The sequence below is a fragment of the Arthrobacter sp. DNA4 genome, from assembly GCF_024362385.1.
Lineage (GTDB): Bacteria > Actinomycetota > Actinomycetes > Actinomycetales > Micrococcaceae > Arthrobacter.
The window spans coordinates 4,424,620-4,451,291 of the sequence record NZ_CP101466.1 but is presented as its reverse complement, the minus strand read 5'-3'; the positions used below and the strand labels follow the sequence as shown (position 1 = coordinate 4,451,291).

At 67.2% G+C, this 26,672-nt stretch carries 23 protein-coding genes and 1 pseudogene; 15 read left to right on the top strand and 9 right to left on the bottom strand.

What is annotated here, in order from left to right; translation table 11 throughout:
* The 4 genes from NMQ03_RS20580 to NMQ03_RS20565 all read right to left on the bottom strand — a co-directional run bounded on the left by NMQ03_RS20580 (position 1) and on the right by NMQ03_RS20565 (position 4,654).
* Positions 1 to 897, bottom strand: a complete 897-nt coding sequence (locus tag NMQ03_RS20580; protein ID WP_255173755.1) for a methylenetetrahydrofolate reductase — start codon at positions 895 to 897, stop codon at positions 1 to 3.
* Between the two features lie 120 nt (positions 898 to 1,017).
* On the bottom strand, positions 1,018 to 2,508 hold the full coding sequence (locus tag NMQ03_RS20575; protein ID WP_255173754.1) for an aldehyde dehydrogenase family protein: 1,491 nt from the start codon (positions 2,506 to 2,508) through the stop codon (positions 1,018 to 1,020).
* A 46-nt stretch (positions 2,509 to 2,554) separates the two neighbouring features.
* Complete coding sequence (locus NMQ03_RS20570) at positions 2,555 to 3,520, bottom strand: VOC family protein (RefSeq protein WP_255173753.1); 966 nt, start codon at positions 3,518 to 3,520, stop codon at positions 2,555 to 2,557.
* A gap of 36 nt (positions 3,521 to 3,556) precedes the next feature.
* Positions 3,557 to 4,654, bottom strand: coding sequence for a 4-oxalomesaconate tautomerase (locus NMQ03_RS20565; RefSeq protein ID WP_255173752.1), 1,098 nt, complete (start codon positions 4,652 to 4,654; stop codon positions 3,557 to 3,559).
* A gap of 206 nt (positions 4,655 to 4,860) precedes the next feature.
* Here NMQ03_RS20565 and NMQ03_RS20560 point away from each other — a divergent pair, with 206 nt between their 5' ends.
* The 3 genes from NMQ03_RS20560 to NMQ03_RS20550 are packed head-to-tail and all read left to right on the top strand — an operon-like array spanning position 4,861 to position 8,466.
* Complete coding sequence (locus NMQ03_RS20560; RefSeq protein WP_255173751.1) at positions 4,861 to 6,210, top strand: aminomethyl transferase family protein; 1,350 nt, start codon at positions 4,861 to 4,863, stop codon at positions 6,208 to 6,210.
* Between the two features lie 17 nt (positions 6,211 to 6,227).
* Complete coding sequence (locus tag NMQ03_RS20555) at positions 6,228 to 7,640, top strand: aminomethyl transferase family protein (protein ID WP_255173750.1); 1,413 nt, start codon at positions 6,228 to 6,230, stop codon at positions 7,638 to 7,640.
* Positions 7,630 to 8,466 (top strand): NAD(P)-dependent oxidoreductase, encoded by an 837-nt coding sequence (locus tag NMQ03_RS20550; RefSeq protein WP_255173749.1) that lies wholly within the window; start codon positions 7,630 to 7,632, stop codon positions 8,464 to 8,466. Before NMQ03_RS20555 ends, NMQ03_RS20550 begins: the two co-directional genes overlap by 11 nt.
* Before the next feature lie 29 nt (positions 8,467 to 8,495).
* Here NMQ03_RS20550 and NMQ03_RS20545 read toward each other — a convergent pair whose 3' ends face one another.
* The 4 genes from NMQ03_RS20545 to NMQ03_RS20530 form a co-directional block, all read right to left on the bottom strand.
* On the bottom strand, positions 8,496 to 8,732 hold the full coding sequence (locus NMQ03_RS20545) for a hypothetical protein (protein WP_141158887.1): 237 nt from the start codon (positions 8,730 to 8,732) through the stop codon (positions 8,496 to 8,498).
* Between the two features lie 124 nt (positions 8,733 to 8,856).
* Positions 8,857 to 10,083: a pyridoxal phosphate-dependent aminotransferase gene (locus NMQ03_RS20540; RefSeq protein WP_255173748.1), complete on the bottom strand. Its 1,227-nt coding sequence runs from the start codon at positions 10,081 to 10,083 to the stop codon at positions 8,857 to 8,859.
* 100 nt (positions 10,084 to 10,183) lie between these two features.
* Positions 10,184 to 11,878 carry an alpha-amylase family protein gene (locus NMQ03_RS20535; protein ID WP_255173747.1) on the bottom strand — a complete coding sequence of 565 codons (1,695 nt, stop codon included), beginning with the start codon at positions 11,876 to 11,878 and terminating at the stop codon, positions 10,184 to 10,186.
* Positions 11,875 to 12,915 carry a TIGR03885 family FMN-dependent LLM class oxidoreductase gene (locus tag NMQ03_RS20530; protein WP_255173746.1) on the bottom strand — a complete coding sequence of 347 codons (1,041 nt, stop codon included), beginning with the start codon at positions 12,913 to 12,915 and terminating at the stop codon, positions 11,875 to 11,877. The genes NMQ03_RS20535 and NMQ03_RS20530 overlap by 4 nt, the downstream gene beginning before the upstream one ends.
* A 148-nt stretch (positions 12,916 to 13,063) precedes the next feature.
* On the opposite strand from NMQ03_RS20530, the gene NMQ03_RS20525 reads away from it, so the two are divergent.
* Positions 13,064 to 13,987 carry an AEC family transporter gene (locus NMQ03_RS20525; RefSeq protein WP_255173745.1) on the top strand — a complete coding sequence of 308 codons (924 nt, stop codon included), beginning with the start codon at positions 13,064 to 13,066 and terminating at the stop codon, positions 13,985 to 13,987.
* A 52-nt stretch (positions 13,988 to 14,039) separates the two neighbouring features.
* A complete protein-coding gene (locus tag NMQ03_RS20520) occupies positions 14,040 to 15,128 on the top strand; it encodes an ATP-dependent DNA ligase (protein WP_255173744.1) in 1,089 nt (362 codons plus the stop codon).
* 117 nt (positions 15,129 to 15,245) lie between these two features.
* Here NMQ03_RS20520 and NMQ03_RS20515 read toward each other — a convergent pair whose 3' ends face one another.
* Positions 15,246 to 16,565: an MFS transporter gene (locus NMQ03_RS20515; RefSeq protein WP_255173743.1), complete on the bottom strand. Its 1,320-nt coding sequence runs from the start codon at positions 16,563 to 16,565 to the stop codon at positions 15,246 to 15,248.
* Positions 16,566 to 16,797: 232 nt separating this feature from the next.
* On the opposite strand from NMQ03_RS20515, the gene NMQ03_RS20510 reads away from it, so the two are divergent.
* The 10 genes and pseudogenes from NMQ03_RS20510 (at position 16,798) to NMQ03_RS20465 (ending at position 26,671) form a co-directional block, all read left to right on the top strand.
* On the top strand, positions 16,798 to 17,661 hold the full coding sequence (locus NMQ03_RS20510) for an IclR family transcriptional regulator (protein WP_255173742.1): 864 nt from the start codon (positions 16,798 to 16,800) through the stop codon (positions 17,659 to 17,661).
* A 155-nt stretch (positions 17,662 to 17,816) separates the two neighbouring features.
* Entirely contained in the window at positions 17,817 to 18,698 is an 882-nt protein-coding gene (locus tag NMQ03_RS20505; RefSeq protein WP_255173741.1) for a shikimate dehydrogenase, read from the top strand.
* Positions 18,698 to 20,569, top strand: a complete 1,872-nt coding sequence (locus NMQ03_RS20500; protein ID WP_255173740.1) for a bifunctional sugar phosphate isomerase/epimerase/4-hydroxyphenylpyruvate dioxygenase family protein — start codon at positions 18,698 to 18,700, stop codon at positions 20,567 to 20,569. The genes NMQ03_RS20505 and NMQ03_RS20500 overlap by 1 nt, the downstream gene beginning before the upstream one ends.
* A gap of 58 nt (positions 20,570 to 20,627) precedes the next feature.
* Positions 20,628 to 21,500 (top strand): protocatechuate 3,4-dioxygenase subunit beta, encoded by an 873-nt coding sequence (gene pcaH, locus NMQ03_RS20495; RefSeq protein ID WP_255173739.1) that lies wholly within the window; start codon positions 20,628 to 20,630, stop codon positions 21,498 to 21,500.
* A gap of 5 nt (positions 21,501 to 21,505) precedes the next feature.
* The gene (gene pcaG, locus NMQ03_RS20490) at positions 21,506 to 22,063 is read left to right on the top strand and encodes a protocatechuate 3,4-dioxygenase subunit alpha (protein WP_255173738.1); all 558 of its coding nucleotides are present in this window, start codon (positions 21,506 to 21,508) and stop codon (positions 22,061 to 22,063) included.
* A pseudogene (locus NMQ03_RS20485) lies at positions 22,060 to 23,538 on the top strand (lyase family protein). Before pcaG ends, NMQ03_RS20485 begins: the two are co-directional and overlap by 4 nt.
* Positions 23,531 to 24,349: an alpha/beta fold hydrolase gene (locus NMQ03_RS20480; protein ID WP_255173737.1), complete on the top strand. Its 819-nt coding sequence runs from the start codon at positions 23,531 to 23,533 to the stop codon at positions 24,347 to 24,349. Before NMQ03_RS20485 ends, NMQ03_RS20480 begins: the two are co-directional and overlap by 8 nt.
* A complete protein-coding gene (gene pcaC / locus NMQ03_RS20475) occupies positions 24,346 to 24,786 on the top strand; it encodes a 4-carboxymuconolactone decarboxylase (protein ID WP_255173736.1) in 441 nt (146 codons plus the stop codon). Before NMQ03_RS20480 ends, pcaC begins: the two co-directional genes overlap by 4 nt.
* A complete protein-coding gene (locus NMQ03_RS20470) occupies positions 24,783 to 25,982 on the top strand; it encodes a thiolase family protein (protein WP_255173735.1) in 1,200 nt (399 codons plus the stop codon). Before pcaC ends, NMQ03_RS20470 begins: the two co-directional genes overlap by 4 nt.
* Entirely contained in the window at positions 25,982 to 26,671 is a 690-nt protein-coding gene (locus tag NMQ03_RS20465) for a 3-oxoacid CoA-transferase subunit A (protein ID WP_255173734.1), read from the top strand. The genes NMQ03_RS20470 and NMQ03_RS20465 overlap by 1 nt, the downstream gene beginning before the upstream one ends.
* Position 26,672 lies beyond the last annotated feature (1 nt).

Sequence of the window (26,672 nt, the reverse complement as noted above, 5' to 3'; positions counted from 1 at the left end):
CTAGCCCTCTTCCGCGGTGAAGTGCCGGACCCAGTTGGCCGTGGCCAGCAGGCCGCCAAACGTGTAGAAGTGCAGGCCAACCTGCCCCGGGAGGTGTTGGTGGGGGCCGGGCGCGCGGTCGGCAAGGACGGCGGCCAGATCGTTCACGAACCGGTCCGGTCCGGCGTCGCCCATGAGGTTGGTCAGCGAGAAGCCGTATTTCTTGACGATCATCGCGTTGGCGCCCACCCCAAAACGGCGCGCAAAGCCGAGGAGCCGTTTTACTCCCGCCGGGCCGGGGGTTCCCACGCGGATTGGTGCCTGGATTCCCCTGGCCCGGACCTCGGCGATCCACGCAGCCACCGGTTCGGTGTCGAATGCGAACTGCGTGATGATGGAGGCGCCAAGGTCCTGCGCGGCGAGGGCTGCGGTCTTGTCCTCCAGCGCCCGCCAGAGGTCCTCCTTGCGGATATCGGGATGGCCCTCCGGATATCCGCCGATTCCGACCTCCCGGACCCCGAACTGCTGCAGGAGGCCGGTGTTGACCAGCGCCAGGGAGTCTTCGTAGGGGCCCTCCGGTTCCGCGGGGTCGCCGCCCACCACGAAAAGGTGCTCGGCGGCGCCCGCTTCCGCCAGGCGCTGGAGGAACTTTTCGAGGTCGCCCTTCGATGCCAGCCTGCGCGCCGAGACGTGCGGCACGGGGATGAATCCCAGGTCCCGGGCGGCTTTGGCCGCGGCCACCCGCATCTCCAGGTCCTCGTTGCCGAGGAAGGTGACGTTGATGCGGGTGCCCGGCGGAATGCTGTCTTTTGCTTCGATGAGGGCGGGAATGTCCTTGCCGGTCATCTCCAGCGAGAAGTTCTTGATGAGTTCCAGGGATGCTGCCCGGTTTTGGGCGGGCATGATTCGAGTCGCCATCAGGTCATCCTTTCGGCGGGTGCAGCGGTGCACCCGCCTTCAAGATTACCTATGTACATAGGTAATGTCGATAGCTATCAACGGAATCCAGGACCTTCCGGCCCACCGTCCGTCCCGGGCCTACCCTTCTGCTGCCGCCGGTTCCAGATGGGCGATGGCGCGGGTGTCCTGGAAGGCCCGGACCCCTTCAATGCCCTGTTCCCTGCCCATGCCGGACTGCTTCATTCCGCCGAATGGCGCGCGCAGGTCCAGCCGGGTTGCACCGTGGTCGTTAACCCACACGTAGCCGCAGACCAGGCGTCCACCCACGCGGTCGGCCGCTGCCGGATCGGCGGTCCACACCGAGCCGCACAGCCCCGCCCAGCTCGCGTTCGCCGCCTCCACCGCCTCGTCCTCCGTGTCGAACGGGATCAGGGGGATGACGGGCCCGAACTGTTCCAGGGTGACCACCCGCAGCGAAGGGTCCGGATCGATCACCAGTGCCGGACGCAGGAAGTTCCCGCCCTGCAGCTCAGGGTCCGGGGGAAGGGTGCCAAACTCCCTGACATCGGCACCGGCTTCCTTGGCCTCCTCGATGAGCTCAGCCACGAAGGCCTTCTGCACGGGGGAGTGCAGCGGACCCATGGTGGTCCCGTCGTCGAGCCCGTAGCCGATGACCGCCTTTTCAAGCCGCTGCGAGAGCCCCGCCACCACCTCGTCCAGGCGCGAACGGTGCACGTAAACCCGCTTCGCATTCATGCAGATCTGGCCGGTGGTATCGAAGATCGCGGCGTAGAGCCGGTCCAGGTGGGTGTCATCGAGGACCGCGTCCGCGAGGATGACGGCGGCATCGTTTCCGCCGAGTTCAAGCGTTACCCGCGTGAGTGACTTCGCGGCCATTTCCATGATGCGCTTGCCGCCACCCACGCTGCCCGTGAAGCAGACCTTGGCGATGTCAGGGCTGGTGATGAGCGCAGCCATGTCCGCGTCCTTGCCGGTCACCACGTTCAGCACCCCTGGCGGGAGTTTTTCGGCAATCCTCTGGACCACGCGCGTCGTTGCCAGCGGCGCGGTGGGTGGCGGCTTAACGATTGCCGTGTTCCCTGCCAGCAGTGCATGCGGCAGCGAGGCCGCGAGGATGGCAATGGGCCAGTTGAACGGCACGATGACCGTCACCACGCCCAGGGGCTGGAAAGTGACCGAGGTGGAGACGGGAATGCCGGGCGCGGGCGGCAGCACCTTGGCGGTGTCGACGTCGGGAGCCAGTTCCAGGGCGAGGTTCCACCTGATCTCGAACACCAGGGAGTCCACCCAGGCTTCCATGCGGATCTTGCCGTTTTCCTGCGAGAGGATGGCGGCATCCTCATCACGGAAATCCGCGATGCCCTCCAGTGCCTGCCGCATCCGGTCTGCGCGCTCCTGCGCCCCCAGTGCAGCCCATCCGGGGTAGGCCGCCTTCGCCGCAGCAATGGCGTCCTGGACGTCGGCCGCGCCGGCCGCCGCGGCGTGGCCCACGATGGTGCCGGGCTTGCCCGGATCGGCAATGTCCATGGTGGCGGCGGCCTGCCGTTCTGAGCCTCCGATGTAGAGGCCGGTGGTCACCGGGGCGGACGTGTCCACTGTGTTGGTCATGATGATGCACCTCTCTGTGCGGTACTGCAGGGATCCTTTAATTTTCTCACTGGCGGATGTTTGGCGTTCCGTGCGTATGGAACGTCTCGATGGTTTTCATGCCCCAGGCCTGCCCCTTCCTGCGCTCCTCCTGGCTCCACTCCACCACGGGCGAGTCCGGGTCCAGCAGCAGGCGGGCGCCGGCGTTGGCCAGTTCGATCCGGTTGCCGCCGGGCTCCCAGACGTAGAGGAAAAACGTCTGGTTGATGGCGTGCTTGTGCGGCCCGGACTCGATGTGGATCCCGTTTTCAAGGAAGATGTCCGCGGCCTTCAGGATGTCCTCGCGGGTATCCGGAGCGAAGGCAACGTGATGGAGCCGGTTGCCGTGCTTGAGCCAGTCGTCGGAGTACACGATGTCATAGGACTTGTTGTTGAAATGGAACCACCATGCGGCGTATCCGCCGTCGTCGAGCCGGATGCGTTCACTCTCCCGCCCGCACAGCGCGTGGGCCACGAACTCCCCGTTGGCCACCACATCCTTGGCCAGGAAATTGATGTGGTCCAGCCGGCGGGCGTTTACGCCCCGGCCGGGGAAGGCCGAGGCCTGGTTCTTCAGGGCGGGTTTGTCGTCCGTGGCCACGTACCGTTCGGTTGCGTAATAGATGCCCATGAGGTGCCCGTCGGGGTCCCGGAAGGAGTAGGTCGGCCCCGTTCCCACCTCACCGTCTTCCCAGCCGATGCCCAGGCCGGTGGCTTCGATGGCGGCGACCCGGCGCTCCAGCGCCTCCTGGCTCGTGGCACGGAAAGTGGTACGCCCGACACCGGCATCGGCTGAGGCGGTGAGCTTGAGGGTGTAGAGCTGGTATTCGTCCCAGGTCCGCAGGTAGGCGGACTTCGTGCCGGCGCTGCTGGTCTCCGCTACGACGCGCATGGCGAGCAGGTCGCGGAAGAACCACAGGCTTTCCTCGAAGACGGGGGTCAGCAGTTCCACGTTTCCCAGGTGGGCGACGTCGAACGAGGTATACCCGGTCATGAAGCTGTCCTCTCTAAAGGGGTCGTTGTGCAGTCGTCACAGGCGTAGGCGCGGGAAGACGCGTCCTTCGAATATCTTCCGTGCTGTCCTGAGGGCAGTTGAGCGGGTCACGGTATAGCCGTCCGGGGTGGTGTCGATGGACACCTCCACGTCAAAATGGCCGGTGGGGTGTTCCACCCGGAAGGGTTCCCCCGGTGAAGGAAGCGCGGCAAGGCCATGGCCCACCGACCCCTCCGCCAGGACACCCGCCGCCACGGTGAGTGCTCCGAGCACGCCGATTGAGGTGTGGACCCGGACGGGAAGGAAGCTGCGGGTGGCTATGGCGCCCCCGGCCCGCGGCGGTGCCAGCAGCACCAGCTTGGGTACGGTGGCACCACTGACATCGCCCATGCCCATCAGGTCCGCCGCTGCGAGGCGGAGCCCGGCGAGCCGTTCTGCCAGGCCTTCGTCTGCCTCAAGGTCTGCAGGGGCTTCCTGGCCGGTGATGCCCAGGTCGGCAGCTCGCATCAAAACGCTGGGCATTCCGTTGTCAACGCAGGTAAAGTCCACGCCCCCCGCGTGGTCCAGAATCCTGCCCGTGGGGAACAGGGCGCCCGTCGATGATCCCGCCGTGCCCTCGAAGTTGAGCCGGATGGCCGCTGCCGTTCCCGGAACGCCGTCAATTGCCACTGCCTCACCTGCCGCCGGGCCGCCGTCGTAATCCACCACCCCGCCGGGCGTGGCAAACCGCGCGGTGGCCATGCTGCCGGTGTTCACCATCCGGATGCGCACCTCGGTGTGGCCATCCGTGGGCTGCACCAGGCCCCGCTCCACGGCGAAGGGTCCCACGGCGGCAAGGATGTTTCCGCAGTTCTGGCGGCCGGTGACCAGTGCCGTGTCGACGCCGACCTGGAGGAAGAGGTAGTCGACGTCCGCGCCGGCGTCCGGGGACGGGGCGATGACCGCAACCTTGCTGGTCAGGGGGTGTGCCCCGCCCAGCCCGTCCACCTGCCGTGGATCGGGAGAGCCCATGATCCTCAGCAGCAGGTCGTCGCGTTCCGCGGGATCCGCGGGCAGGTCGGAGGCGAGGAACAGGGCACCCTTGGAGGTCCCTCCCCGCATGAGGAGGCAGGGGATCCCCTTAGTTTCGGGCATTTCCACCCTCGCGTTCCACGGCGGGCATGGTGCCTGGACGGCCCATGGTCAGTCCTTTCCGGCGGACAGTGCCAGAAAACCATGCTCTGGAACTCTGGTCAAGACATCCGATACAATTTTGTTAGCAATCGTGTTGGTACTGGACGTCCCGGGCTGCTTTCCACCGTGGACCGAACGATGGAGTTCGCAGTGACAGGGATTTCGCAGTGACGGAGACTTTGCAGGAAGCGGTGGACCGCGCGGCTTCCCCGGTCCAGCTTTTGCGCGATTCCCCCGCCAGCCCCCATGTTTTTCCCGTGCAGGCCGAGTTCAGCAACTGGCGCTGCGAGCAGAATTCCTGGCGCAGCACCTGTGCCCTCCTCGACCAGTCGCACCACATGACCGATCTCTTCCTGTCCGGGCCGGGAGCGGAGGGGCTGCTTCGCGGGCTCGCGGTGAATTCCTTCGCGAATTTCCCCGTGGACCGCGCCAAGCAGTTCATCGCGGTGAATCATTCCGGACAACTCATCGGGGACGCCATCCTGGCACACCTCGACGAACAGTCCTACAACCTCGTGGGGCACCCAATGGCCATCGACTGGGTGCAGTACCACGCCGAGTCCGGCGAACACGACGTGGACGTCTCCCGTGACGGGAACTCAATCGTCCGCGCCGGTGATCCCCGCCTGTTCCGCTTCGAGCTCCAGGGGCCCACCGCCCTGGCCATTGTCGAAAAGTTGACCGGTGCCCCGGTGCCGCAGCTTGGGTTCTTCCACATGGGGCGCTTTCCGATCGGCGGGCTGCAGGTCCGCGGGATCCGGCACGGCATGGCGGGACAACCGGGGTATGAGCTCTTCGGACCCTGGGCCGAGGGCGCCCGCGTCAGGGACGCGCTGCTGCAGGCGGGCGGCGAATTCGGCCTGACCCAGGTGGGGGCAAAGGGCTATTCGACGGCGAACCTTGAGTCCGGCTGGGTGCCCTCACCAGTGCCGGCGGTCTTCACGGACGAACGGTTGCGTGGCTACCGCGAATGGCTTCCGGCGTCAGCTGCCGGTTCACTCGGGGGAAGTTTCGATTCAGCGGACATCGAGGACTACTTCGTCACCCCGTACGAGCTCGGGTATGGGCGCTCGGTCGCGTTCGACCACGACTTCGTGGGGCGGGATGCGCTTGAAGCGCTCTCCCGGACCTCCTCCCGCCGCAAGGTGACGCTCGTCTGGAACCCCGACGACGTCCAGGACGTCATGGGTTCCATCCTGCGTCCCGGGATTCCCGCCAAGTACATCGAACTGCCCAAGGCCCGCTACGCACTCTTCCAGGTGGACCGGGTCCTCCAGGACGGCAGGACGGTGGGCCAGTCCTTTGACTGCGGCTACATCGCCAACGAGCACTCCTTTGTTTCCCTGGCGGCCGTGGACAACCTTGAGGACGGTGCCGAGGTCACTGTGCTCTGGGGCGAAGAGCCCAACTCCGCCAAACTGCAGGTGGAACCCCACCGTCAGGTCCCCATCCGAGCCACCGTCGCCCCCGCTCCTTTCGTGCAATACGCACGCGAGAGCTACCGCGCCACCCACTGAACCGAAGGAGAAAGCCAATGGCCCCGAAATCCCTGCAGGACGTGCTTGATGCGGCGGGCAACACCGTCGAACTGCTCCGAAATTCCCAGCTCGGCACCTACATCTATCCCGTGGTTCCCGCCGAGTTCACCAACTGGCGGCGCGAGCAGCGCGCATGGCGTGAAACGGCGGTGCTCTATGACCAGTCCCACCACATGGTCAACTTCTTCGTGAAGGGCCCCGATGCCCTGAAGCTCTTCTCGGACACGGGCATCAACAGCTTTGCCAACTTCCCGGTGAACACCGCAAAGCAGTTCGTTCCCACGGCCTCCAACGGCGGAGTCATCGGCGACGGCATCCTGTTCCACCTGGAAGAGCAGGAGTTTGTCTACGTTGGCCGCGCACCGGCCGCCAACTGGCTCCAGTTCCACGCCGAAACCGGCGGATACGACGTCGAATGCACCTACGATGACAGGTCTCCGTCGCGCCCCTACGGCCAGGCAGTCACCCGGAAGTATTACCGTTTCCAGATCCAGGGCCCCAGCGCCTGGCAGATCATCGAGAAGCTCAACGGCGGAACGCTTGAGCAGGTGAAGTTCTTCCACATGGGCCACCTGGCCATCGCCGGGGAACAGGTCCGCACGCTGCGCCACGGCATGGCGGGGGCCCCGGGGCTGGAAATCTGGGGACCCTACGAACAGCACGGAAAAATCCGGGATGCCGTGCTCGAGGCCGGGGCTGAGTTCGGGCTGGAACCGTGCGGGTCGCGGGCCTACTCCTCGAACACGCTCGAATCGGGTTGGATCCCCTCGCCGCTGCCGGCAATCTACAGCAGCGATGCCGAGCGCGCCTACCGTGAATGGCTGCCGGCAACCAGCTATGAGGCGGTCAATGCGCTCGCCGGCTCTTTCGTCTCCGGCAACATCGAGGACTACTACCTGACCCCCTGGGAACTGGGCTACGGCTCCTTCGTAAAATTCGACCACGACTTCATCGGGCGGGACGCCCTCCAGAAGGTCGATCCTGCCGCACAGCGGAAAAAGGTAACCCTCGCCTGGAACGATGAGGACCTGGCCACCATCTGGGCCTCGTTCCTGGACCGCGACAAGCCCGGCTACCAGTTCTTCGACGTCCCCAACGCCAACTACGGATCGTCCAACTACGACTCCGTCATCGATGCCGACGGAACGGGAGTGGGGTTGTCGCTCTTCACCGGCGTGACGGCCAACGAACGCCGCGGCCTCTCGCTGGCCACGGTGGACCCCAACGTGGAGATCGGTACCGAGGTCCGTGTCGTCTGGGGTGAACCCGATGGCGGCTCCCGCAAGACCACCGTGGAACCGCATGAGCAGATCAGTGTCCGGGCGGTGGTCAGCCCGGCGCCCTACGCGGTCACCGCCCGGACCGAATACCACGGCGGCTGGCGGACCGCGGCCGCCGGTGCACGGTAGTCCGGCGGGAACGACCGGCCGCTCTGTTGCCGTCCTGGGCCTGGGGGAAGCCGGGAGCATCTACGCTCAGGACCTGGCCGGCCGTGGATTGCGGGTCACGGGAACGGACCCTGCCGTCGACGCAGTCCCGCCCGGGGTGCTGCGGGCCCCTGGCATCAGTGAAGCGGTGGCGGGCGCCGGCCTGGTGATCAGCCTGGTGGGAGCCCGCGCGGCGCAATCCGTCCTTGACGAGGCGCTGGCCGCCATGGACCCGGCGGCCATTTTCGCGGACCTCAACACCGCCGGACCGGACCAAAAGCGGCAGCTCGCGGAACGGGCAGCCGGGAGCGGCGTCCTTTTCGCCGATGTCGCCGTCCTGGCGCCCGTTCCGCGGGGCCGGATCAATTCGCCCCTGCTGGTCAGCGGCACGGGGGCGGACGCGTTGGTGGCCCTCTTCACCGGATGGGGCATCCCGGCCAGCAACGCCGGGAGCGAAGCGGGTGCGGCGGCCGGCCGGAAGCTGCTCCGCAGCGTCTTCATGAAGGGGCTGGCCGCCACTGTCCTGGAGTCAGTCACGGCCGCCGAGGCGGCGGGGGCAAAAGACTGGGTCATCAGCCAGATTGCAGCGGAACTGGGCCCGTCAGGCGATGCGCTGGTGTCGCGGATGCTTGAGGGCACGCGGCTGCATGCCGTCCGCAGGGAGGCGGAGATGGTTGAGGTGCGGGCCTTCCTGGAGTCGCTCGGGACAGCCCATCCGGTAACGGACGCCAGCATCGAGTGGCTGCATTCGCTCGCACTCCGGCAGCAGGAGCTGGAGGAGGAACAGGCTGCGGACAGTCCTTCCTGACTACGCCCGCCACCGTCTTCCCAGACCTGCTATGCCACCCGCCAGACGCTGCACTCGTCCGTATTGATTGCTTTGCGCACGCCGCTGATGCGGTCCAGGATCCAGACCACACCGATGCCTGGCGCTGTTTCCTGAACGCTGCCGCGGCGGATCACCACGTCGTCGTAGGAGGGCCCCACCGACAGGCGGGCTTCGATTTCATCGCCGCGGTGGAGCTGATCCAGGGCGCGGACTCTTGTTACATGCGTGGTCGCTTTCTTCAACATCGCTGGGGCCTCCTGGCTGGAGCTGGTGCCGGCTCTTGCCTGCACTACCAAGTGTGGGCCTGGAATGTTGCGTACCGGTTTCCCCGCGGTTAGGGCCCGGTTAGTTCTTCGCGCCGCCGCGGTTTCAGGCTGCGGCCCCGCTCCGGTAGGCCGCCAGGAATGTGGAAATCCTCCGGACGGCTTCCTCGATGTCCAGCACCGAGGGAAGGATGACAAAGCGGAAGTGGTCCGGCGCGGGCCAGTTGAAGGCCGAACCGTGGGAGACCAGGATCTTTTGGTCCCGGAGCAGGTCCAGGACGAATTTCTCGTCGCTCTCGATCGGGTACAGCTCCGGGTCCAGGCGCGGGAACAGGTACATGGCGCCCGACGCCGGGACGCACGTGACGCCGGGAATGGCCGTGAGCAGTTTGTGGGCAAGGTCCCGCTGTTCGCGCAGCCGGCCGCCCGGCTTCACCAGCGCATCGATGCTTTGGTAGCCGCCGAGGCAGGTCTGGATGGCGTGCTGGGCGGGAACGTTGGCGCACAGGCGCAGCGACGCCAGCAGTTCCAATGCTTCACGGTAGGCGGCGGTGGCGGCCAGCGGGCCGGTAATGGCCACCCATCCGGCCCGGTAGCCCGGCATCCGGTAGGCCTTGGACAAGCCGCTGAAGGTCAGGCAGCACACGTCCTCCGCCACCGCAGCGGTGTGGATGTGCGTGGCGTCTTCATAGAGCACTTTCTCGTAGATCTCGTCGGAGAAAAGAACCAGGTTGTGCTTCCGGGCCAGGCCGGCGAACTGTTCCAGGATGTGCCGGGGGTAGACGGCCCCGGTGGGGTTGTTCGGGTTGATGATCACGATGCCCTTGGTGCGGTTGGTGATCTTCGCTTCCACGTCGGCCAGGTCCGGCCACCAGTTCTCCGCCTCGTCGCAGACGTAGTGGACGGGCTTGCCGCCGGTCAGGGTCACGGCGGCGGTCCACAGGGGGTAGTCAGGTGCCGGGACCAGGATTTCGTCGCCGTTCTCCATGAAGGCCTGCAGGCACATGGAGATCAGTTCGCTGACGCCGTTGCCGATGACGATGTCCTCGACCCCGATGTTCATCAGGCCTCGGGTCTGGTAGTACTGCGAGATGGCGGTCCGGGCCGTGAAGATGCCCTTTGAATCGCTGTAGCCCTGGGCGCCGCGAAGGTGGTGGATCATGTCCACCACCACAGACTCGGGTGCTTCCAGCCCGAAGGGTGCCGTGTCCCCGAGGTTCATCTTGAGGATCCGGTGCCCTTCGGCCTCCATGTTCTTGGCGGCCTCGAGGATCGGTCCGCGGAGTTCGTAGCGGACGTTCCGGAGTTTGCTGGAGTGTTGCATGGCGCGCATGGTTGATCTTTTCACAAAGCACGACGGCGGGCGGCGGCTCCACACCTTTCCGCCACACGTGCGGGAGGGGAGGACCCGGTCCAACCCCTCATCCCGTCCGTTACGGCGCCAGCCGGTCGCCTTTCCGGTGCACGCGGAACCAGCGGTAGCCGTAGCGTCCCAGCTCCACCCGGAAACCGCCGTCGGGATCCAGGTCGACGTTGCCGCCGTCGAACAGGTCCAGCAGCATGGCACCGCGGAATGCCTGCGCCGGGCCGTCCCCCGGCCCCACCTTCCCGCTCACCTTCACCGGATCCTCGCCAAAGTTGTGCAGCAGTACCAGCGTGCCGCCGCCGGAACTGCAGGTATGGGCGAACACCGCCGGCTCAGGCTGGTCGATGACCCCAAACTCGCCCCACCCCAGCTCAGGGTCCTCCCGGTAGCGGGCGATCAGCGTGGCCATGAAGGTGAACAGGGACTCCGGGTCCCGTTTGCCCGCCGCCGCGTTGACCTGCTCCGGCCCGTAATCCCCGCGCACCAGCGGTGCCACCAGGTCCGAGGCCTTGGCGTTGGAAAAGCCGCCGTTCTTTTCGCTGTTCCACTGCATCGGCGTGCGGACGGCGGCCCGGCTCTTTTGCCGGAGGTCCTCACCCATGCCTATCTCCTCGCCATAGAAGATCACGGGGGTGCCTGGCAGGGAGAACATCAGGGAGTACACCATCCGGATCCGTTCCTGGTCCCCGCCCAGCATCGGGGGCAACCTCCGCCGCAGCCCCCTGCCGTAGACCTGCATGTTCTTCTCCGGCCCAAAGGCTGCAAAGACCTCCTGCCGCTCCCCGTTGCTGAGCTTGTCCAGCGTGAGCTCGTCATGGTTCCGCACGAACATGGCCCATTGGTTGTCCGGGTTTATGGGCGACCGGCTCTTGAGCGTTTCCGCCAGCGGCCTGGCGTCCTTCCGGGCCAGTGACAGGTAGATGTGCTGCATCGACAGGAAGTCGAACTGCATGTTCAGCTCGTTGCCCTCCGGGCCGCCGAAGTACTCGAGCTGCTCCTTGTAGGGCAAGTTCACTTCGCCCAGCAGCACGGCGCTGCCGTTGCGCCGGTTCAGGAAGCTGCGCAGCGCGCTGAGGTAGCCATGCGGGTTGATGTTTGCTGCCTGGTCCTTGGGTTGGCCCCTGATTTCCAGGAAGAACGGCACGGCGTCCAGCCGGAAGCCGTCCAGCCCCAGTTCCAGCCAGAGTCCCATGGCTTTTGCGATCTGGTCGCGGACCTGCGGGTTTGTGACGTTCAGGTCCGGCTGGTACTTGGCAAACATGTGCAGGTACCACTCGCCGGTGGCCTCGTCGAGGGTCCAGAGCGAGTTCTCCTCCCCAGGGAACACCACCTCGGCGGAGGTGTCCGGGGGTGTGTCCTGCCGCCACACGTAGAAGTCGCGGTACGGGTTGTCGGTTGATTTCCGGGCCGCCACGAACCAGGGGTGCTGGTCGGAGGTGTGGTTCACCACGAAGTCGGCGATGACCCGCAGGCCCCGGTCCTTGGCGGCACGGATGAACTCCACCAGGTCGCCCAGCGTGCCGAGCCGCGGGTCCACGCTGAAGAAGTCAGTCACGTCGTAGCCGTCGTCCCGGTCCGGGGACGGGTAGAACGGCATCAGCCAGATGCACGTCACGCCCAGTGCGGCGAGATAGTCCACTCGCTGGGTCAGGCCGGCAAAGTCACCGGTGCCGTCGCCGTCGTCGTCAAAGAACGTCTCTACGTCCAGGCAGTAGATGACGGCGTTCTTCCACCACAGGTCGGACGTCTCCGCGATCCTCATGCCGGAGACCCCGACGCCGGATTGGCAGCCGCGCGGACCAGCTGAGGTTCAGAGGGGGTTCCGGCAGCAGCGGTTCCGCGGGTGCGCAGCTGCGGCAGGACGCCTGCGGCGAACGCGTCGATGAAGGGGGCCTGCTCCTGACCCACGAAGTGCAGGTACAGCTCGTCGAAGCCCAGCTCCGCGTACCCGCCCAGCCAGTCCACGTGCTCGGCCAGGCTGGCGGCGACGTTGACCGTGCTGCGGACCTGCTCTTCGTGCACGTGCTCGCCCACGCCGTCGAAATGTCCTGCGGTGGGCAGGTCCCAGGGGATGGGCGGTGCGAACGTGTTGGTCCGCCACTGGTCCATGGCGATGGCTGCCGCCTCATCCCCGCTCCGCGCCCAGGAAAGGTGCACCTGCAGCACGGCCTTCCCCCTGCCCCCGCTGTCGCGGTAGGCGGCCAGCATTTCACGCAGCTTCGGCGCGGGCTGGTTGACGGTGACCAGCCCGTCCGCCCAGGCCGCTGCCCGACGCGCCGTGTCCACACTGATGGCCGGCGCGATTAACGGCGGCGGGGCACCGGGGACATCCCAAATCCGCGCCTGCTCCACCGTCACCAGGCCCCGGTGCGTGACCTCCTCGCCGCGGTGCAGCCGGCGGATCACGTCCACGCATTCCTCCAGCCGGCGCTGCCTGATGTCCTTCGGCGGCCAGGGGTCCCCGGTGACATGCTCATTCATGTTTTCACCGCTCCCCGGGGCAAACCAGAACCTGCCGGGAAACATGCTGGCCAAGGTTGCGGAGGCGTGCGCGATGATCGTGGGGTGGTACCGCTGGCCGGGTGCGGTCACCACTCCGAAGCGCAGGCCGGTGGTGGCCAGCGCTGCCCCCAGCCAGGACCAGGCGAAACCGGAGTGACCCTGGCGCGCTGACCAGGGCTCGATGTGGTCCGAGCACATGGCCGCATCGAAGCCGGCGCGTTCCGCGTGCTGGACGTCTTTGAGCAGCTGGCCGGGACTTATCTGTTCGTGCGATGCGTGAAAACCGACAGTGACCATCGATAACCTCTACCGTCCCGCACCGTGCCGTGTCGAGGGTTCGCCGGAAATTCAGCGGGCCGGGGCCACTTGTCGGATAAGTTGGAGACTTGTGGTACTGCGTTCCGGCTGACGGTGGGAACGCAGTCTATGGAAGGGAAGTACCTCGATGGGCGGCGTGCTGATCGGGCTGGCGGTGATCGGCGTCGTCATAGCTGCCGGGTATATCGCCGCGCGCTGCGGCCTGGGCGATGAAGCCACCATCTCGGCGCTGACCCGGACCGCCTTTTTCATCACCAACCCGGTACTGCTCTTCACAGTGGTGCTTAAGTCGGATTTGTCCGTGGTCTTCTCCGCCTATGTTCCGCTTGCCATGATCACCGCCGCGGTGACCGCGCTGCTTTATGTGGCCGCCAGCCGCATCTGGTTCCGCAGGCCGCTGGCCGAAACGGCAGTGGGCGCGATGACCGGCTCCTACGTTAATGCCAACAACATCGGCATCCCCATCACCCTCTATGCCCTGGGTGACGCCACTCCCGTGGCCCCGGTCCTGCTGGTCCAGCTGCTCCTGTTCGCCCCGCTGGTCCTGACGCTTCTTGACCTCAGCGAAGCCGGCCGGTTCTCGCCCCGGCTGATGCTCACCCAGCCCTTCCGCAACCCCATGATCATCGCCTCGCTCCTGGGCGTGGTCTTGGCCGCGTTCCACGTGCAGCTGCCGGCCCCGGTGATGGCACCGCTCACCCTCCTGGGCGGTGCGGCCGTCCCGGTGGTGCTGCTGGCGTTCGGCATGTCACTGCACGGCACCAAAATGCTCCGAAGCGGCGGCCACACGGCCGAAATCCTTACTGCCACGGCCCTGAAGTCCACCGTGATGCCGGCGGTGGCCTTCGTCGTCGGGCGCTTCCTCTTCAACCTGGACCACCACATGCTCCTGGGCGTGGTGCTCATGGCGGCGCTGCCCTCGGCCCAGAACGTGTTCCTGTTCGCCAGCAAATACGGGCGCGGCGTGGCCGTGGCGCGGGAAACCATCCTGCTCTCCACGGCCGCCGCTGCGCCGGTGCTGGTGCTGATCGTTTGGCTGCTGGCGGCCTGAAGCGGGCGCGCCGCCCTACCGCCCGGGCCACGGGCCGGGCAAGAATGGGCACATGGAACTTCCCGTGATGCCGCCCGTCCCGCCCATGCTCGCCAAGGCCGTCAGCGGCCTCGACGGCATTCCCGGCAGCGGGGACCTCAGCTACGAACCCAAGTGGGACGGCTTCCGGTCCATCATTTTCCGTGACGGTGATGACCTGGAGATCGGCAGCCGCAACGAAAAGCCCATGACCCGGTACTTCCCGGAGCTCGTGGCGGCGCTCAAGGAGAACCTGCCGCCGCGCTGCGTGGTGGACGGCGAGATCATCCTGGTGGGGGCGTCCGGGGACAGGCTCGATTTCGACACCCTGCAGCAGCGCATCCATCCTGCTGCCAGCCGCGTGAAGCTGCTGGCGGAGCAAACCCCGGCAAGCTTTGTGGCTTTTGACCTCCTGGCCCTCGGCGATGAGGACTACACCGGCAGGCCCTTTGCGGAGCGGCGCGCTGCGCTGGAGAAGGCGCTCGCCGCGAGCAAGGCACCAGTGCACCTCACCGCCGCCACCACGGACAAGGACACGGCCGGGCACTGGTTCGAGCAGTTCGAGGGGGCCGGGCTGGACGGCATCGTGGCCAAGCGGCTGGACGGCCGGTACGAACCCGACAAGCGGGTGATGTTCAAGGTCAAGCACGAGCGCACCGCGGACTGCGTGGTGACCGGCTACCGCCTGCACAAGAGCGGGCCGGATGCCATCGGCTCACTGCTGCTGGGCCTGTACAAGGACGACGGCGGCCTGGCCAGCGTGGGCGTGATCGGCGCCTTCCCGATGAAGCGGCGGCAGGAGCTGTTCCAGGAACTCCAACCACTGGTGACCGAGTTCGACAACCACCCCTGGGCCTGGGCCAAGCAGGAAGAAGGCGAACGGACCCCGCGGAACGCGGAGGGCAGCCGCTGGAGCGCCGGCAAAGACCTGTCCTTCGTTCCGCTCCGGCCCGAACTGGTGGTGGAGGTCCGCTACGACCACATGGAGGGCGACCGGTTCCGCCACACGGCCCAGTTCAACCGCTGGCGGCCGGACCGGGACCCGGAATCCTGCACCTACGCGCAGCTGGAGGAGCCGGTGAACTTCGATCTCGCCTCGGTGCTGGAGACCGGCCGGGGGTAGCGGCGGGCTCTCGGTCGTCACAAACTGGCCCGGTTTTAACAGGGGAGAGCCCGTCATTTGGGGGAATGGCGGGCTCTCCGGCCTGAAAACCGGGCCAGTCTGTACGCGGCGGACGGCCTACTTCAGGCCGAGCTGCTTGGTGGGGGTCCGGAAGGATTCCTTGGCGGTCAGGGCTGAAACAGCGGCCACGGCGCAGATGATGGCAGTGAAGATGCTGATCTGCACCCAGCCGCCGGGTTTGATGCCGCCCATGGCCGCGACGATGGCCGGCGCGAACCCTGCCATCAGGAAGCCCAGCTGGGTTCCGATGGCCAAGCCGGAGAAGCGGACCTTGGTGCTGAACATTTCGGCGTAGAAGGAAGGCCAGACGGCGTTGGCCGCCGCGTAGCCGCATGAGAAGTAGCCGATCGCGGCCAGGAACATCAGCGGGACGCTGTGGGACTCCAGGCTCAGCAGGAAAACGGGGGTGAGGACCGCGCTGGCCAGGGCGCCGTAGATGAAGACGGGCTTGCGGCCGATCTTGTCCGCCAGCATTCCGAAGAGCGGCTGGGTGCCCAGGGCCACGATGTTGGCGGCAACCACCAGCCACAGGGTGGTGGTGCCGTCCACGCCGGCCACGGTCTTGGCGTAGCTGATGGCCAGGGTGCCGAACACAGTGGAGACGGCGGCGATGAAGGCGCAGCAGATCACGCGGAGGACGTCGCGCCAGTGGCCCTTGAGGAGGTCGGCCACGGGCAGCTTGGCGATCTGCGCGTTCTTCCGGGCTTCCTCGAAGGCGGGCGGCTCGTGCAGGGTGCGGCGGATAAGGAACGCCACCACAACCACCGCGGCGCTCAGCCAGAACGGGATGCGCCAGCCAATGCCGAACTTGATCTCGTCCGGCAGGGCCAGGACAGGGATGAACACCAGGGCCGCGAGGATCTGGCCGCCCTGGGTGCCGGTGAGGGTCCAGGAGGTGAAGAAGGAACGGCGGTTGTCCGGGGCGTGCTCCAGGGTCATGGAGGAGGCGCCGGCCTGCTCGCCTGCAGCGGAGAGGCCCTGGCACAGGCGGGCCAGCACCAGCAGCGCCGGAGCCCACCAGCCGACCGTACGGAAGTCGGGCAGGCAGCCGATGACGAAGGTGGAAGCACCCATGAGCACCAGGGTGAACATCAGCACTTTCTGGCGGCCCACCCGGTCGCCGAAGTGGCCCAGGATGACGGCGCCGATGGGCCGTGCCACGTACGCGAACCCGAAGGTGGCGAAGGACATGATGGCGGCGTTGGCATCGGCGCTGGGGAAGAAGACCGTGGGGAAGATCAGCGCTGCGGCCGAGCCAAAGATGAAGAAGTCATAGTATTCGACGGCGCTGCCCAGGAAGCTGGCGAGGGCGGCCTTCCTGGGTGTTCCGGCGGAGGTGAGGGCACCCGCCCCTGCGGACGGAAGTGTCTTGCTCATGGTGTTCCTTTGGTGTGACGACATTGTCGCGGATGGATCTGGGGGTCGCAGCCGCCGAGGCCTTGGTGCGGGCGGGGGATGCGGCTGGAGTCCGGTGGAAAGACCCGGCAGTTGTAGCCACATGGTGGGAGCTACTTTTGCGATACAGAAACTATGACTGTGAGGGCAGTCACCTGTCAAGAAAATAATCACCATCTAGAAATAGCTCTCACATTGTGGCAACATCGAACCCATGAGTGTGAACCAAACCACAGCGGCCAATGAAGCACCCGCTGCCGCCGCCCGCGCCGGAGAGCCCGTGAATGCCATGCCGCCGGAAGGCAAAGTGGGTGCCCGTCCCGCCGACCGCACGGACATGGTGGGCAAGGCCCTGGGGCTGCTGGTCCTCCTGGGTGATGAACCCCGCGGTGCAAGTGCCGCGGAGATTTCCCGCCGCGCCGAACTTCCCTTCAGCACCACCTACCGCCTGCTGGGCTCCCTGACCCGCGACGGCTTTGTCGACTACGAGCCGGACGGCCGCCGCTACCACCTGGGCCTGCGGATCTTCCAGCTGGGACAGCGCGTCTCCAACCACCATGGCTTCGCGGGAACAGCCATGCCCATCCTCCGCCGGGTCACCGAACAGACCGGCGAGGCCACCATCCTCAGCGTCCGCGACGGCCTGCACCACCTGACCGTCAGCAAGGTGGACGGGCCGCAGACCTTCCGCGTGACCAGCGACCCCGGCCACCTCGGCTCGCTCTCCACCACCGCCGTGGGCAAGGCCCTGGTGGCTTTTGCCGAGGATGTGGAACGCGAAAAGCTGCTGGCCGAGGTCCCGCTTGAGGCGCTCACTGACACATCCATTACGGACCGCGGCGCCTTCCGGGCCGAGATCGAGAAGGTCCGCCGGCAGGGATATGCCGTCATGGATGAGGAGAACGAGGCGGGGATGCGCGCCGTGGCCGTGCCGCTGCTCAATGACCAGGGGCATGCCTTCGCCTCGCTGGCCACCGCCGTGCCGGTCTTCCGGCTGGACCTTGAGGGGCTCGTGGCGCACGTCCCCCTGCTGCAGGAAGCCGCCGCCGAACTGGCCGCCAGGCTCCCCCAGCGATAGCACCAGGAGGCCTGGCTGCTTCCCCGGATACCTATTCTGTTCGCATCTAGAACAACAGTGCGATAAGTGAACATTTGTTGTACCGTAATCCCTATCACCCCGCAGCGCGGCCGAGTTCCGCTGCTGCCCGGTGTCGTACCAAAGGAGCTGCACGCATGAGCAATCGAACTGAGTCCTACCTGGTAGGGCTGGTTGGTGATGGCGTTACGCCATCGCTCACGCCGCCTATGCACGAACGGGAAGGTGACGTGCAGGGCCTGCGCTACCTGTACCGGCCCATTGACCTGCTGGAACTGGGGCTGACCGGGGAATCGGTGGGCGCCATCCTGCACAGCGCCCGCACCCTGGGCTTCAACGGCCTGAACATCACCCATCCCTGCAAGCAGCTGGTCCTGCAGCACCTGGATGAGGTCAGCCCGGACGCGCGCCGGCTCGGCGCCGTAAACACCGTGGTCATCCGGGACGGCCGCTTCATCGGCCACAACACGGACTTCTCCGGCTTCGCCGCCGCCCTCGCCTCCGGCCTCCCCGGCGCCCGGCTGGACCGTGTAGTGCAGCTCGGCGCGGGCGGGGCCGGGTCCGCCGTCGCCTACGCCCTGCTCAGCGCAGGCGTAAAAACGCTGGACCTGGTGGACATGGACCCCCAACGGGCGGCCGCACGGGCTGCCGAGCTGCAGGGCTTTTTCCCGGACAGCACCGTCACGGCCCGCACGACGGCGGAGCTGCCGCAGCTGATGCCGCTGGCCGACGGCCTGGTGCACTGCACACCCGTTGGCATGGCAGCGCACCCCGGCGTCCCGCTGGACCTGGACCTGCTCGAGCCCCGGCACTGGGTGGCGGACATCGTTTACCGCCCGATCGACACCGAACTGGTCCGCGGCGCCCGCGCCAAGGGCTGCGAGGTCCTGGACGGTGGCCGGATGGCAGTGGGCCAGGCCGCCGACGCGTTCCGGATCTTCACCGGCCTGGACGCGGACCCGGAGCGCATGCGCTCGCACTTCCTGGAACTTGTGGCCGCCGAGGAGGTGGCCGCCTGATGCGCACCGGAATCGCCACCGTCTGCCTCTCCGGCACCCTGAAGGAAAAGATGCAGGCCTGCGCCATCGCCGGCTTCGACGGAATCGAGATTTTTGAGCAGGACCTGGTTACCTCACCGCTCAGCCCTGAAGATGTGCGGAAGATGGCAGCGGACCTCGGGCTCGGCCTGGACCTGTACCAGCCCTTCCGCGACTTCGACGGCGTCACCCCGGACCTGCTGAAGGCCAACCTCCGGCGCGCCGAGGCCAAGTTCAAGCTCATGGCACGCCTGGGCATGGACACCATCCTGGTGTGCTCCAACGTTGCCACCGCCACCATTGACGACGATGCTGTCCGCGCGGAACACCTGGCACAGCTCGCAAACCTGGCGGGGGACCACGGCGTCAAGGTGGCCTATGAGGCCCTGGCCTGGGGCAAGTACGTCAACGACTACGAGCACGCCTACCGCCTGGTGGAGATGGTGGACCACCCCAACCTGGGAACCTGCCTGGACTCCTTCCACATCCTGTCCCGCGACTGGGACACCGCGCGGATCGAGGACATCAACCCGGACAAGATCTTCTTCGTCCAGGTGGCGGACGCCCCCAAGCTCTCGATGGACGTCCTGTCCTGGAGCCGCCATTACCGGGTGTTCCCGGGCGAGGGGCAGTTCGAGCTGGCCAAATTCATGGGCCACGTGGTCCGCGCCGGCTACACCGGACCCGTCTCGCTGGAGGTCTTCAACGACGTCTTCCGCCAGTCGGACGTCGAGCGCACCGCGGTGGATGCCATGCGGTCCCTGATCTGGCTGGAGGAGCAAAGCGCCAAATGGCTCGCCGGCACCGAAGCCGCCCCCGGCAACGCAGGCGGGCTCCGCCGTCGTTATCCCATGGAACTTGCCACGCTGCCCAAAGTGAACGAACCCGCCGGCTTCAACTTTGCCGAGGTCAAGGCGGACGACACCGCCCAGCTGGAGAAGCTCCTGGGCCAGCTCGGGTTCCAGTTCGAGGGCCGGCACCGCACCAAGGACGTCCAGCTGTGGACCATGGGCCAGGCCCGGGTGATCATCAACGAGCAGGCCGCACGGCACGCCGAACCGGCAATTGCCGCACTGGGGTTCGACGTCGATTCCCCCGTGATCGCCTCCGCCCGCGCCCAGCAGCTCAAGGCCCCCGTTGTGGCCCGCAAGGTCCAGGCGGACGAGGAAGTGTTCCAGGGCATCTGCGCCCCGGACTCCACCGAGATCTTCCTCTGCCAGGGCAGCCCGGACGGAACCGCAGCGTGGACGCACGAATTCGGGGAAGGGCTGGAACACCCGTCAGCAGGAGCGAGGGCGGTCATCGACCACGTCAACCTGGCCCAGCCGTGGCAGCACTTCGACGAGGCTGTCCTCTTCTACACCAGCGCCCTGGCCCTGGAGCCCCAGCCCTTCGCCGAGGTGCCCAGCCCCAGCGGGCTGGTCCGGTCCCAGGTCATGCAGACCTCCGACGGCGCGGTGCGGCTCGTGCTCAACCTGGCACCCATCCAGCAGGCACGGAACGAGGCCCGGAAGACCTACCAGGAACACATCGCCTTCGCCGTGGAGGACCTGGTGGCCACCGCCCGGGCCGCGCGGGAGCGCGGCCTGGAATTCCTCCAGATCCCGGCCAACTACTACGAGGACCTGGACGCGCGGTTCGACCTGGAACCGGGATTCCTGGCCACGCTGCAGGAACTCAACCTGCTGTTCGACCGGGATGCCGACGGCGAGTTCCTGCACTTCTACACCGCGACCGTGGGCAGCGTGTTCTTCGAAATGGTGGAACGCCGCGGCCGTTACGACGGATACGGCGCCCCGAACGCCCCGGTGCGGCACGCGGTCCAGTACGACTCGCTGCACCGCAGCCCTTAAACCCGCACCACCCAAAACCCAGACGCAACAAACCCAACAGATCAGAAAGGAGCCAGCCGTGAAGGAAGACATCAACGCCGAGCTGGAGTCGGAGGAGCTCGTGCCCCCGGCCGAACCCAAGGCTGCCCACCAGCCCCTGGACAAGGCCATCGAGTCGCAGGCGGACCTCAGTGCAGAGATCAACGCCATCGGCGAGGCTTACCGGCGCGCCCTCAAGGACGGCGGTAAGCCGGAGATCCAGCCGCGCCTGGACTACCCGCCGTACCGCAGCAGCATCCTGCGCCACCCCACCAAGAGCCTGCAGCACGCGGACCCCGAGACCATCGAGCTGTACTCGCCGGCGTTCGGGCACCAGGACGTGCACGCCCTGGAATCGGACCTGACGATCCAGCACAACGGGGAACCGCTGGGTGAGCGGATCATCGTCTCCGGCAAGGTCCTGGACGGTGACGGCCGCCCGGTGGCAGGACAGCTGGTGGAAATCTGGCAGGCCAACTCCTCCGGCCGCTACATCCACAAGCGTGACCAGCACCCCGCGCCCATCGACCCCAACTTCACCGGCATTGGCCGCTGCATCACCGGCCCGGACGGCTCGTACCGGTTCATCACCATCAAGCCCGGCGCCTACCCGTGGAAGAACCACCTGAACGCGTGGCGGCCGGCGCACATCCACTTCTCGCTGTTCGGCACCGAGTTCACCCAGCGGATCATCACCCAGATGTACTTCCCCGGTGACCAACTCTTCCCCCTGGACCCGATCTACCAGACCATCGTGGACCAGGACGCGCGCGACCGGCTGGTGGCCACCTATGACCACAGCATCACCGAGCCCGAATGGGCCCTGGGCTACAACTGGGACATCGTCCTGACCGGTCCCAAGCGGACCTGGACCGAAAACGAGGCGCTCGGCGCCGCAGGCGACGAGGAGTAGGAAAGATGAGCACCAAACTGGTACCCACCCCCGGCCAGACCGTGGGCCCGTTCTACGGCTACGCGCTCCCGTTCGAGAAGGACAACGAACTCCTGCCCCCAGGCTTCCCGGGCTCCATCCGCCTGCAGGGCACCGTCTATGACGGCGACGGCCACACCATCCCGGACGCCATCCTGGAGATCTGGCAGCCGGACGCGGACGGCAAGGTTGTCCAGCGCACCGGTTCCCTGGTCCGCGACGGCTACACCTTCACCGGCTGGGGCCGCGGCGCCGTGGGCAACTCCGGCGTCTTCACCTTCACCACCGTCAACCCCGGCCCCACCAAGCCGGGCGCGGCACCGTTCATTTCGGTGGCGCTTTTCGCCCGCGGCCTGACCAACCGGCTGTTCACCCGCATCTACCTGCCGGAGGACACCGAGGCACTGGCCAATGACCCGCTGCTGGCCTCGCTGGAGCCGGAGCGCCGCGAGACGCTCATCGCCCGCCGCGACCCCGACGGCGGCCTCACCTGGGACATCCGTCTCCAGGGTGAGGGCGAGACGGTCTTCCTGGACTTCCAGTGACCCACGCCGCCGCTTTGGGAGACTTGCGCGCCTTCGCGGAAGAGGCCGACGCCGGCCTGCTCACCCCCGTCTCAGCGTCGCCGTTGGTGGCGGCGCTGACGGGGGACCGGGCAGTGCTGGCGGCCATCCTTGCCGTCGAAGCCGGCTGGGCCGCCGTCCTGCAACGGGCCGGGCTGGCACCCGCCGGTTCGGCCGCCGTCGTCGCCTCCGCCACCGAGGCGGGGCGCTACGACCTGGCCGGTATCGCGCTGCGCGCCCAGGGCGGCGGCAACCCGGTGATCCCGCTGCTGGCGGACCTCCGGAAGAACGTGGCGGCGCTGGATACCGCCGGAGTTGGTGCCGCGAAGGCCGTGCACACCTCCCTGACCAGCCAGGACGTGCTGGACACTGCCCTAATGCTGCTGGCCCGCAACACCGTCCACGCGGTGCTGGCTGACTTGAAAGGCACTACGACGGCGCTCGCGCACCTTGCCGGGGAGCATGCGGACACGCTGTGCGTGGGCAGGAGCCTGACACAGCATTCCCTGCCTTACACCTTCGGGCTGCGGGCCGCGCAGTGGTTCCAGGGCGTGGCCGCCGCGGGGCGGCAACTGGAAACCCTCGAGTTCCCGGTCCAGTTCGGCGGGGCGGCGGGAACACTCGCTGCCGGAACGGTGCTGACGGATGGCTCCCAAGCCACGCCGTTCACCCTGGCCGACGCCCTGGCGGCCCAGCTGGGCCTGGCCCCGGCCGCAGCTCCCTGGCACACCAACCGCCTGGCCATCACATCCCTGGGGCATGCGCTGGCGTCCGCGCTGGACGCCTTCGGCAAGATCGCCGCGGACGTCCTGTTCCTGAGCCGGCCCGAGGTGGCGGAGCTCGCCGAACCGCGGGCCGCCGGGCGGGGCGTGTCATCCGCCATGCCGCAGAAACAGAACCCGGTGCTGTCCGTCCTGGTCCGCAGCGCCGCGCTCCAGGCACCACAGCTGGCCGCCCAGCTGCATGTGGCTGCCGCCAACTTCAACGACGAACGCCCGGACGGCGCCTGGCACACCGAATGACCGGCCCTGCGCCAGCTGCTGGCCCTGGCCCTCGGCGCCGCGGGCCACATCCGCGAACTCGCCGGGGGGCTGCAGGTGTTCCCGGACGCCATGCGCCGCAACCTTGACCTGTCCGGCCCGCTGCTGCTGGCTGAGGGCGTCAGCGCCGCGGTTGCCCCCCTCCTCGAGGAGAAGGACGGCCGCAGCGGCAAGCAGCAGCTGCAGGACGTGGTGGACCAGACGCTGCAGGCGCCCCCTCCGGAACAGGCCGCTACCTACCGCAAGCTGTTCCGCGACGCCTTCCCCGCCGCCGTCGTCCCTGACGCCCGGCTGGAGGAGCTCCTGGACCCCGCCAGCTACCTGGGCCAATCGGCGGAGATTACCCGCCGCGTCCTGGCCGCCTTTCCCGAATTCACTTCCCCTACCACCGACGCGAATGGAGCTTACCGTGGCTAAGCCGGCTTTGAAGGCAGCACTGCTGTCCCCGCAACGTCCCCTGGGCGACCACCCCCTGATGGTGGTGGGGCCCTCCCTGGGCACCTCGTCGATCCTGTGGAACAGGGTGGCGTCCCTGCTCGGCAACGATTACGACGTGGTGGCCTGGGACCTTCCCGGACACGGCGTCTCACCCGCCGCCATCGAAGCGTTCGACGTCGCCGCGCTCGCTGACGCCGTCGTGGACCTGGTGGACTCCATCGCCCCCGGTGAAAACTTCCACTGCGCAGGGGTCTCCCTGGGCGGCGCCGTCGGCCTGCAGCTGGGCATCAAGCACGGGGAACGGCTGAAAAGCCTCTCCGTGCAGAACAGCGGCGCCAAGATCGGCACCCCCGAAGCCTGGCTGGAGCGCGCCGAAACCGTCCGCACCCAGGGCACACCCGTCATGATCCAGGGGTCCGCGGAGCGCTGGTTCGCACCGGGCTTCATGGACCGGGAACCCGATTTCAGCAGCCGGCTGCTGCACGCCCTGCGCGACGCCGACCGCTTCAGCTACGCCTTCTGTTGCGAAGCGCTGGCCGCCTTCGACGTCCGGGAAGAGCTGGGTAGCATCACCGTCCCCACCCAGGTCATTGCTGGGTCCCTGGACGGCGTGGCCACGCCCGCCATGGCCGAGGAAGTGGCAGCGGGCATCACCGCCGGCGGCGGCACCGCGACGGCGGTGACCGTGGAGGGGATCTCGCACCTGGCACCAGCCGAAGCTCCGGCACACGTTGCGGACCTGATGCGCAGCCTGGCCACCTGGGCCGAATCACGGCAGGCCGCCAAGTGAGCGGCGCTGAACGCCACGGAGCGCAACGCCACGGCGTGGTCCAGCCCGGCGCCACCAGCCAGGAAATCTACGACGGCGGCATGGCGGTCCGGCGCGAGGTGCTGGGCGACGCGCACGTGGACCGGGCCAACGCCAACAAAGATGAATTCACCGACGACTTCCAGGACATGATCACCCGCATCGCCTGGGGCGGAATCTGGACCCGGCCCGGCCTGACCCGCCAGATGCGCTCCGCGGTCACCATCACCGCCATGGTGGCGCACGGCCACTGGGAGGAGTTGGCCATGCACATCCGCGCCGCCCTCCGGAACGGCCTTAGCAGGGACGAGATCAAGGAAATCCTGCTGCAGACAGCCATCTACTGCGGAGTCCCCTCCGCCAACACCGCCTTCAAGACCGCCCAGCAGGTCTTTCGAGAAATGGACACCACCCGATGAACCAGGCTTTTGTGTACGACGCCGTGCGCACCCCCTTCGGCAAGTTCGGCTCCGGCCTCGCCGCCGTCCGTCCGGACGACCTTGCCGCGCACGTGATCAAGGAGTCCGTGAAGCGGGCGCCGGGGCTCGATGTCGAGCGGATCGATGAGGTGGTGTTCGGCAACGCCAACGGTGCCGGTGAGGAGAACCGCAACATCGCCCGGATGGGCACCCTGCTGGCCGGGCTCCCGGTCTCCATCCCGGGCACCACGGTCAACCGGCTCTGCGGTTCCTCGCTGGATGCCGCGATCATCGCCTCCCGACAGATCAACGCCGGCGACGCGGACCTGATGCTCGTCGGTGGCGCCGAGTCGATGTCCCGCGCGCCCTGGGTGCTGCCCAAGACGGAGAAGCCGTATCCGGCCGGGGACATGACCCTGGCGTCCACCACGCTGGGCTGGCGCCTGGTGAACAAGGCCATGCCCAAGGAGTGGACCATCTCCCTGGGCGAGGCCACCGAGCGCCTCCGCGAAAAGTACGGCGTGACCCGGGAGGCGCAGGACGAGTTCGCCGCCGCCTCGCACAACCTGTCCGCCGCCGCCTGGGACGAGGGCTTCTACGACAACCTCGTCGCCCCCGTGCCGGGAACGGACCTGGTCCGCGATGAAGGCATCCGGGCGGGTTCTTCGGCGGAGAAGCTCGGCGGGCTCAAGACCGTGTTCCGGGCAGAGAACGGCACGGTCACCGCGGGCAACGCGTCACCATTGTCCGACGGCGCCTCCGCGGCATGGGTGGGCTCCGAGGCGGCCGCCGGGCTGCTGGGGCTGGACCCGCTGGCCCGCATCGCCGGGCGTGGCGCGCACGCCAACGATCCGCAGTACTTCGGCTACGCCCCCGTCGAGGCCGCGAACAAAGCCCTCGAAAAGGCGGGTATCGGCTGGGACCAGGTGGGCGCCGTCGAACTTAACGAAGCCTTCGCCGCGCAGTCCCTGGCCTGCATCAACGCCTGGGGTATTGACCACTCAATCGTGAACCGGCACGGCGGCGCCATCGCCATGGGACACCCCCTGGGTGCTTCCGGGACCCGGATCCTGGGCACCCTGGCCCGGTCCCTGCAGGCCTCCGGCGAACGCTGGGGCGTCGCTGCCATCTGCATCGGCGTGGGCCAGGGCCTGGCCGTCGTGCTCGAAAACGTCACCGCTGGAAAGGACCAGTAATGCTGAACTTCGTAGATTCGGTCCAGGACGCCGTTGCCGGCATCAAGGACGGCTCCACCGTGATGATCGGCGGGTTCGGCAACGCCGGCCAGCCCTTCGAACTGATCGACGCGCTGCTGGAATGCGGCGCCACCGGCCTGACCGTGGTGAACAACAACGCCGGCCAGGGCGACCAGGGCCTGGCCCTGCTGATCAAGGAGGGCCGGGTGAAGAAAATGATCTGCTCGTTCCCGCGGCAGTCCGATTCCTGGCACTTCGACGCCAAGTACAAGGCCGGCGAGATCGAGCTCGAGCTGGTGCCGCAGGGCAACCTCGCCGAACGCATCCGCGCCGCAGGGGCCGGCATCGGCGGGTTCTTCACCCCCACCGGCTACGGCACCATGCTCGCCGAGGGCAAGGAAACCCGCTTCCTGGACGGCAAATGGCAGGTCTTCGAAACCCCGATCCACGCCGACGTCGCCCTGATCAAGGCCCTCAAGGCGGACGGCAAGGGCAACCTGGTCTACCGCAAGACCGCCCGGAACTTTGGCCCCATCATGGCAGCGGCCGCGAAGCAGACCATCGTCCAGGTGTCCGACATCGTGCCGACCGGCGGGCTGGACCCGGAGAACGTGGTCACCCCGGGCATCTACGTCAACAGCATCGTCAAAGTTGCCGGCAGCGGCAGCACAGCAGAAAAGGCGGCCTGAC

What these genes read in the sequence shown, in the direction of transcription:
- NMQ03_RS20505 (WP_255173741.1), top strand. Translation starts at nt 17,817, where the DNA reads ATGAGCAATCGAACTGAGTCCTACCTGGTAGGGCTGGTTGGTGATGGC.
- NMQ03_RS20570 (WP_255173753.1), bottom strand. Translation starts at nt 3,520, where the DNA reads ATGACCGGGTATACCTCGTTCGACGTCGCCCACCTGGGAAACGTGGAA.
- NMQ03_RS20555 (WP_255173750.1), top strand. Translation starts at nt 6,228, where the DNA reads ATGGCCCCGAAATCCCTGCAGGACGTGCTTGATGCGGCGGGCAACACC.
- NMQ03_RS20530 (WP_255173746.1), bottom strand. Translation starts at nt 12,915, where the DNA reads ATGGTCACTGTCGGTTTTCACGCATCGCACGAACAGATAAGTCCCGGC.
- NMQ03_RS20535 (WP_255173747.1), bottom strand. Translation starts at nt 11,878, where the DNA reads ATGAGGATCGCGGAGACGTCCGACCTGTGGTGGAAGAACGCCGTCATC.
- NMQ03_RS20515 (WP_255173743.1), bottom strand. Translation starts at nt 16,565, where the DNA reads ATGAGCAAGACACTTCCGTCCGCAGGGGCGGGTGCCCTCACCTCCGCC.
- pcaG (WP_255173738.1), top strand. Translation starts at nt 21,506, where the DNA reads ATGAGCACCAAACTGGTACCCACCCCCGGCCAGACCGTGGGCCCGTTC.
- NMQ03_RS20540 (WP_255173748.1), bottom strand. Translation starts at nt 10,083, where the DNA reads ATGCGCGCCATGCAACACTCCAGCAAACTCCGGAACGTCCGCTACGAA.
- NMQ03_RS20465 (WP_255173734.1), top strand. Translation starts at nt 25,982, where the DNA reads ATGCTGAACTTCGTAGATTCGGTCCAGGACGCCGTTGCCGGCATCAAG.
- NMQ03_RS20500 (WP_255173740.1), top strand. Translation starts at nt 18,698, where the DNA reads ATGCGCACCGGAATCGCCACCGTCTGCCTCTCCGGCACCCTGAAGGAA.
- NMQ03_RS20520 (WP_255173744.1), top strand. Translation starts at nt 14,040, where the DNA reads ATGGAACTTCCCGTGATGCCGCCCGTCCCGCCCATGCTCGCCAAGGCC.
- NMQ03_RS20470 (WP_255173735.1), top strand. Translation starts at nt 24,783, where the DNA reads ATGAACCAGGCTTTTGTGTACGACGCCGTGCGCACCCCCTTCGGCAAG.
- NMQ03_RS20575 (WP_255173754.1), bottom strand. Translation starts at nt 2,508, where the DNA reads ATGACCAACACAGTGGACACGTCCGCCCCGGTGACCACCGGCCTCTAC.
- NMQ03_RS20525 (WP_255173745.1), top strand. Translation starts at nt 13,064, where the DNA reads ATGGGCGGCGTGCTGATCGGGCTGGCGGTGATCGGCGTCGTCATAGCT.
- NMQ03_RS20580 (WP_255173755.1), bottom strand. Translation starts at nt 897, where the DNA reads ATGGCGACTCGAATCATGCCCGCCCAAAACCGGGCAGCATCCCTGGAA.
- NMQ03_RS20565 (WP_255173752.1), bottom strand. Translation starts at nt 4,654, where the DNA reads ATGCCCGAAACTAAGGGGATCCCCTGCCTCCTCATGCGGGGAGGGACC.
- NMQ03_RS20510 (WP_255173742.1), top strand. Translation starts at nt 16,798, where the DNA reads ATGAGTGTGAACCAAACCACAGCGGCCAATGAAGCACCCGCTGCCGCC.
- NMQ03_RS20545 (WP_141158887.1), bottom strand. Translation starts at nt 8,732, where the DNA reads ATGTTGAAGAAAGCGACCACGCATGTAACAAGAGTCCGCGCCCTGGAT.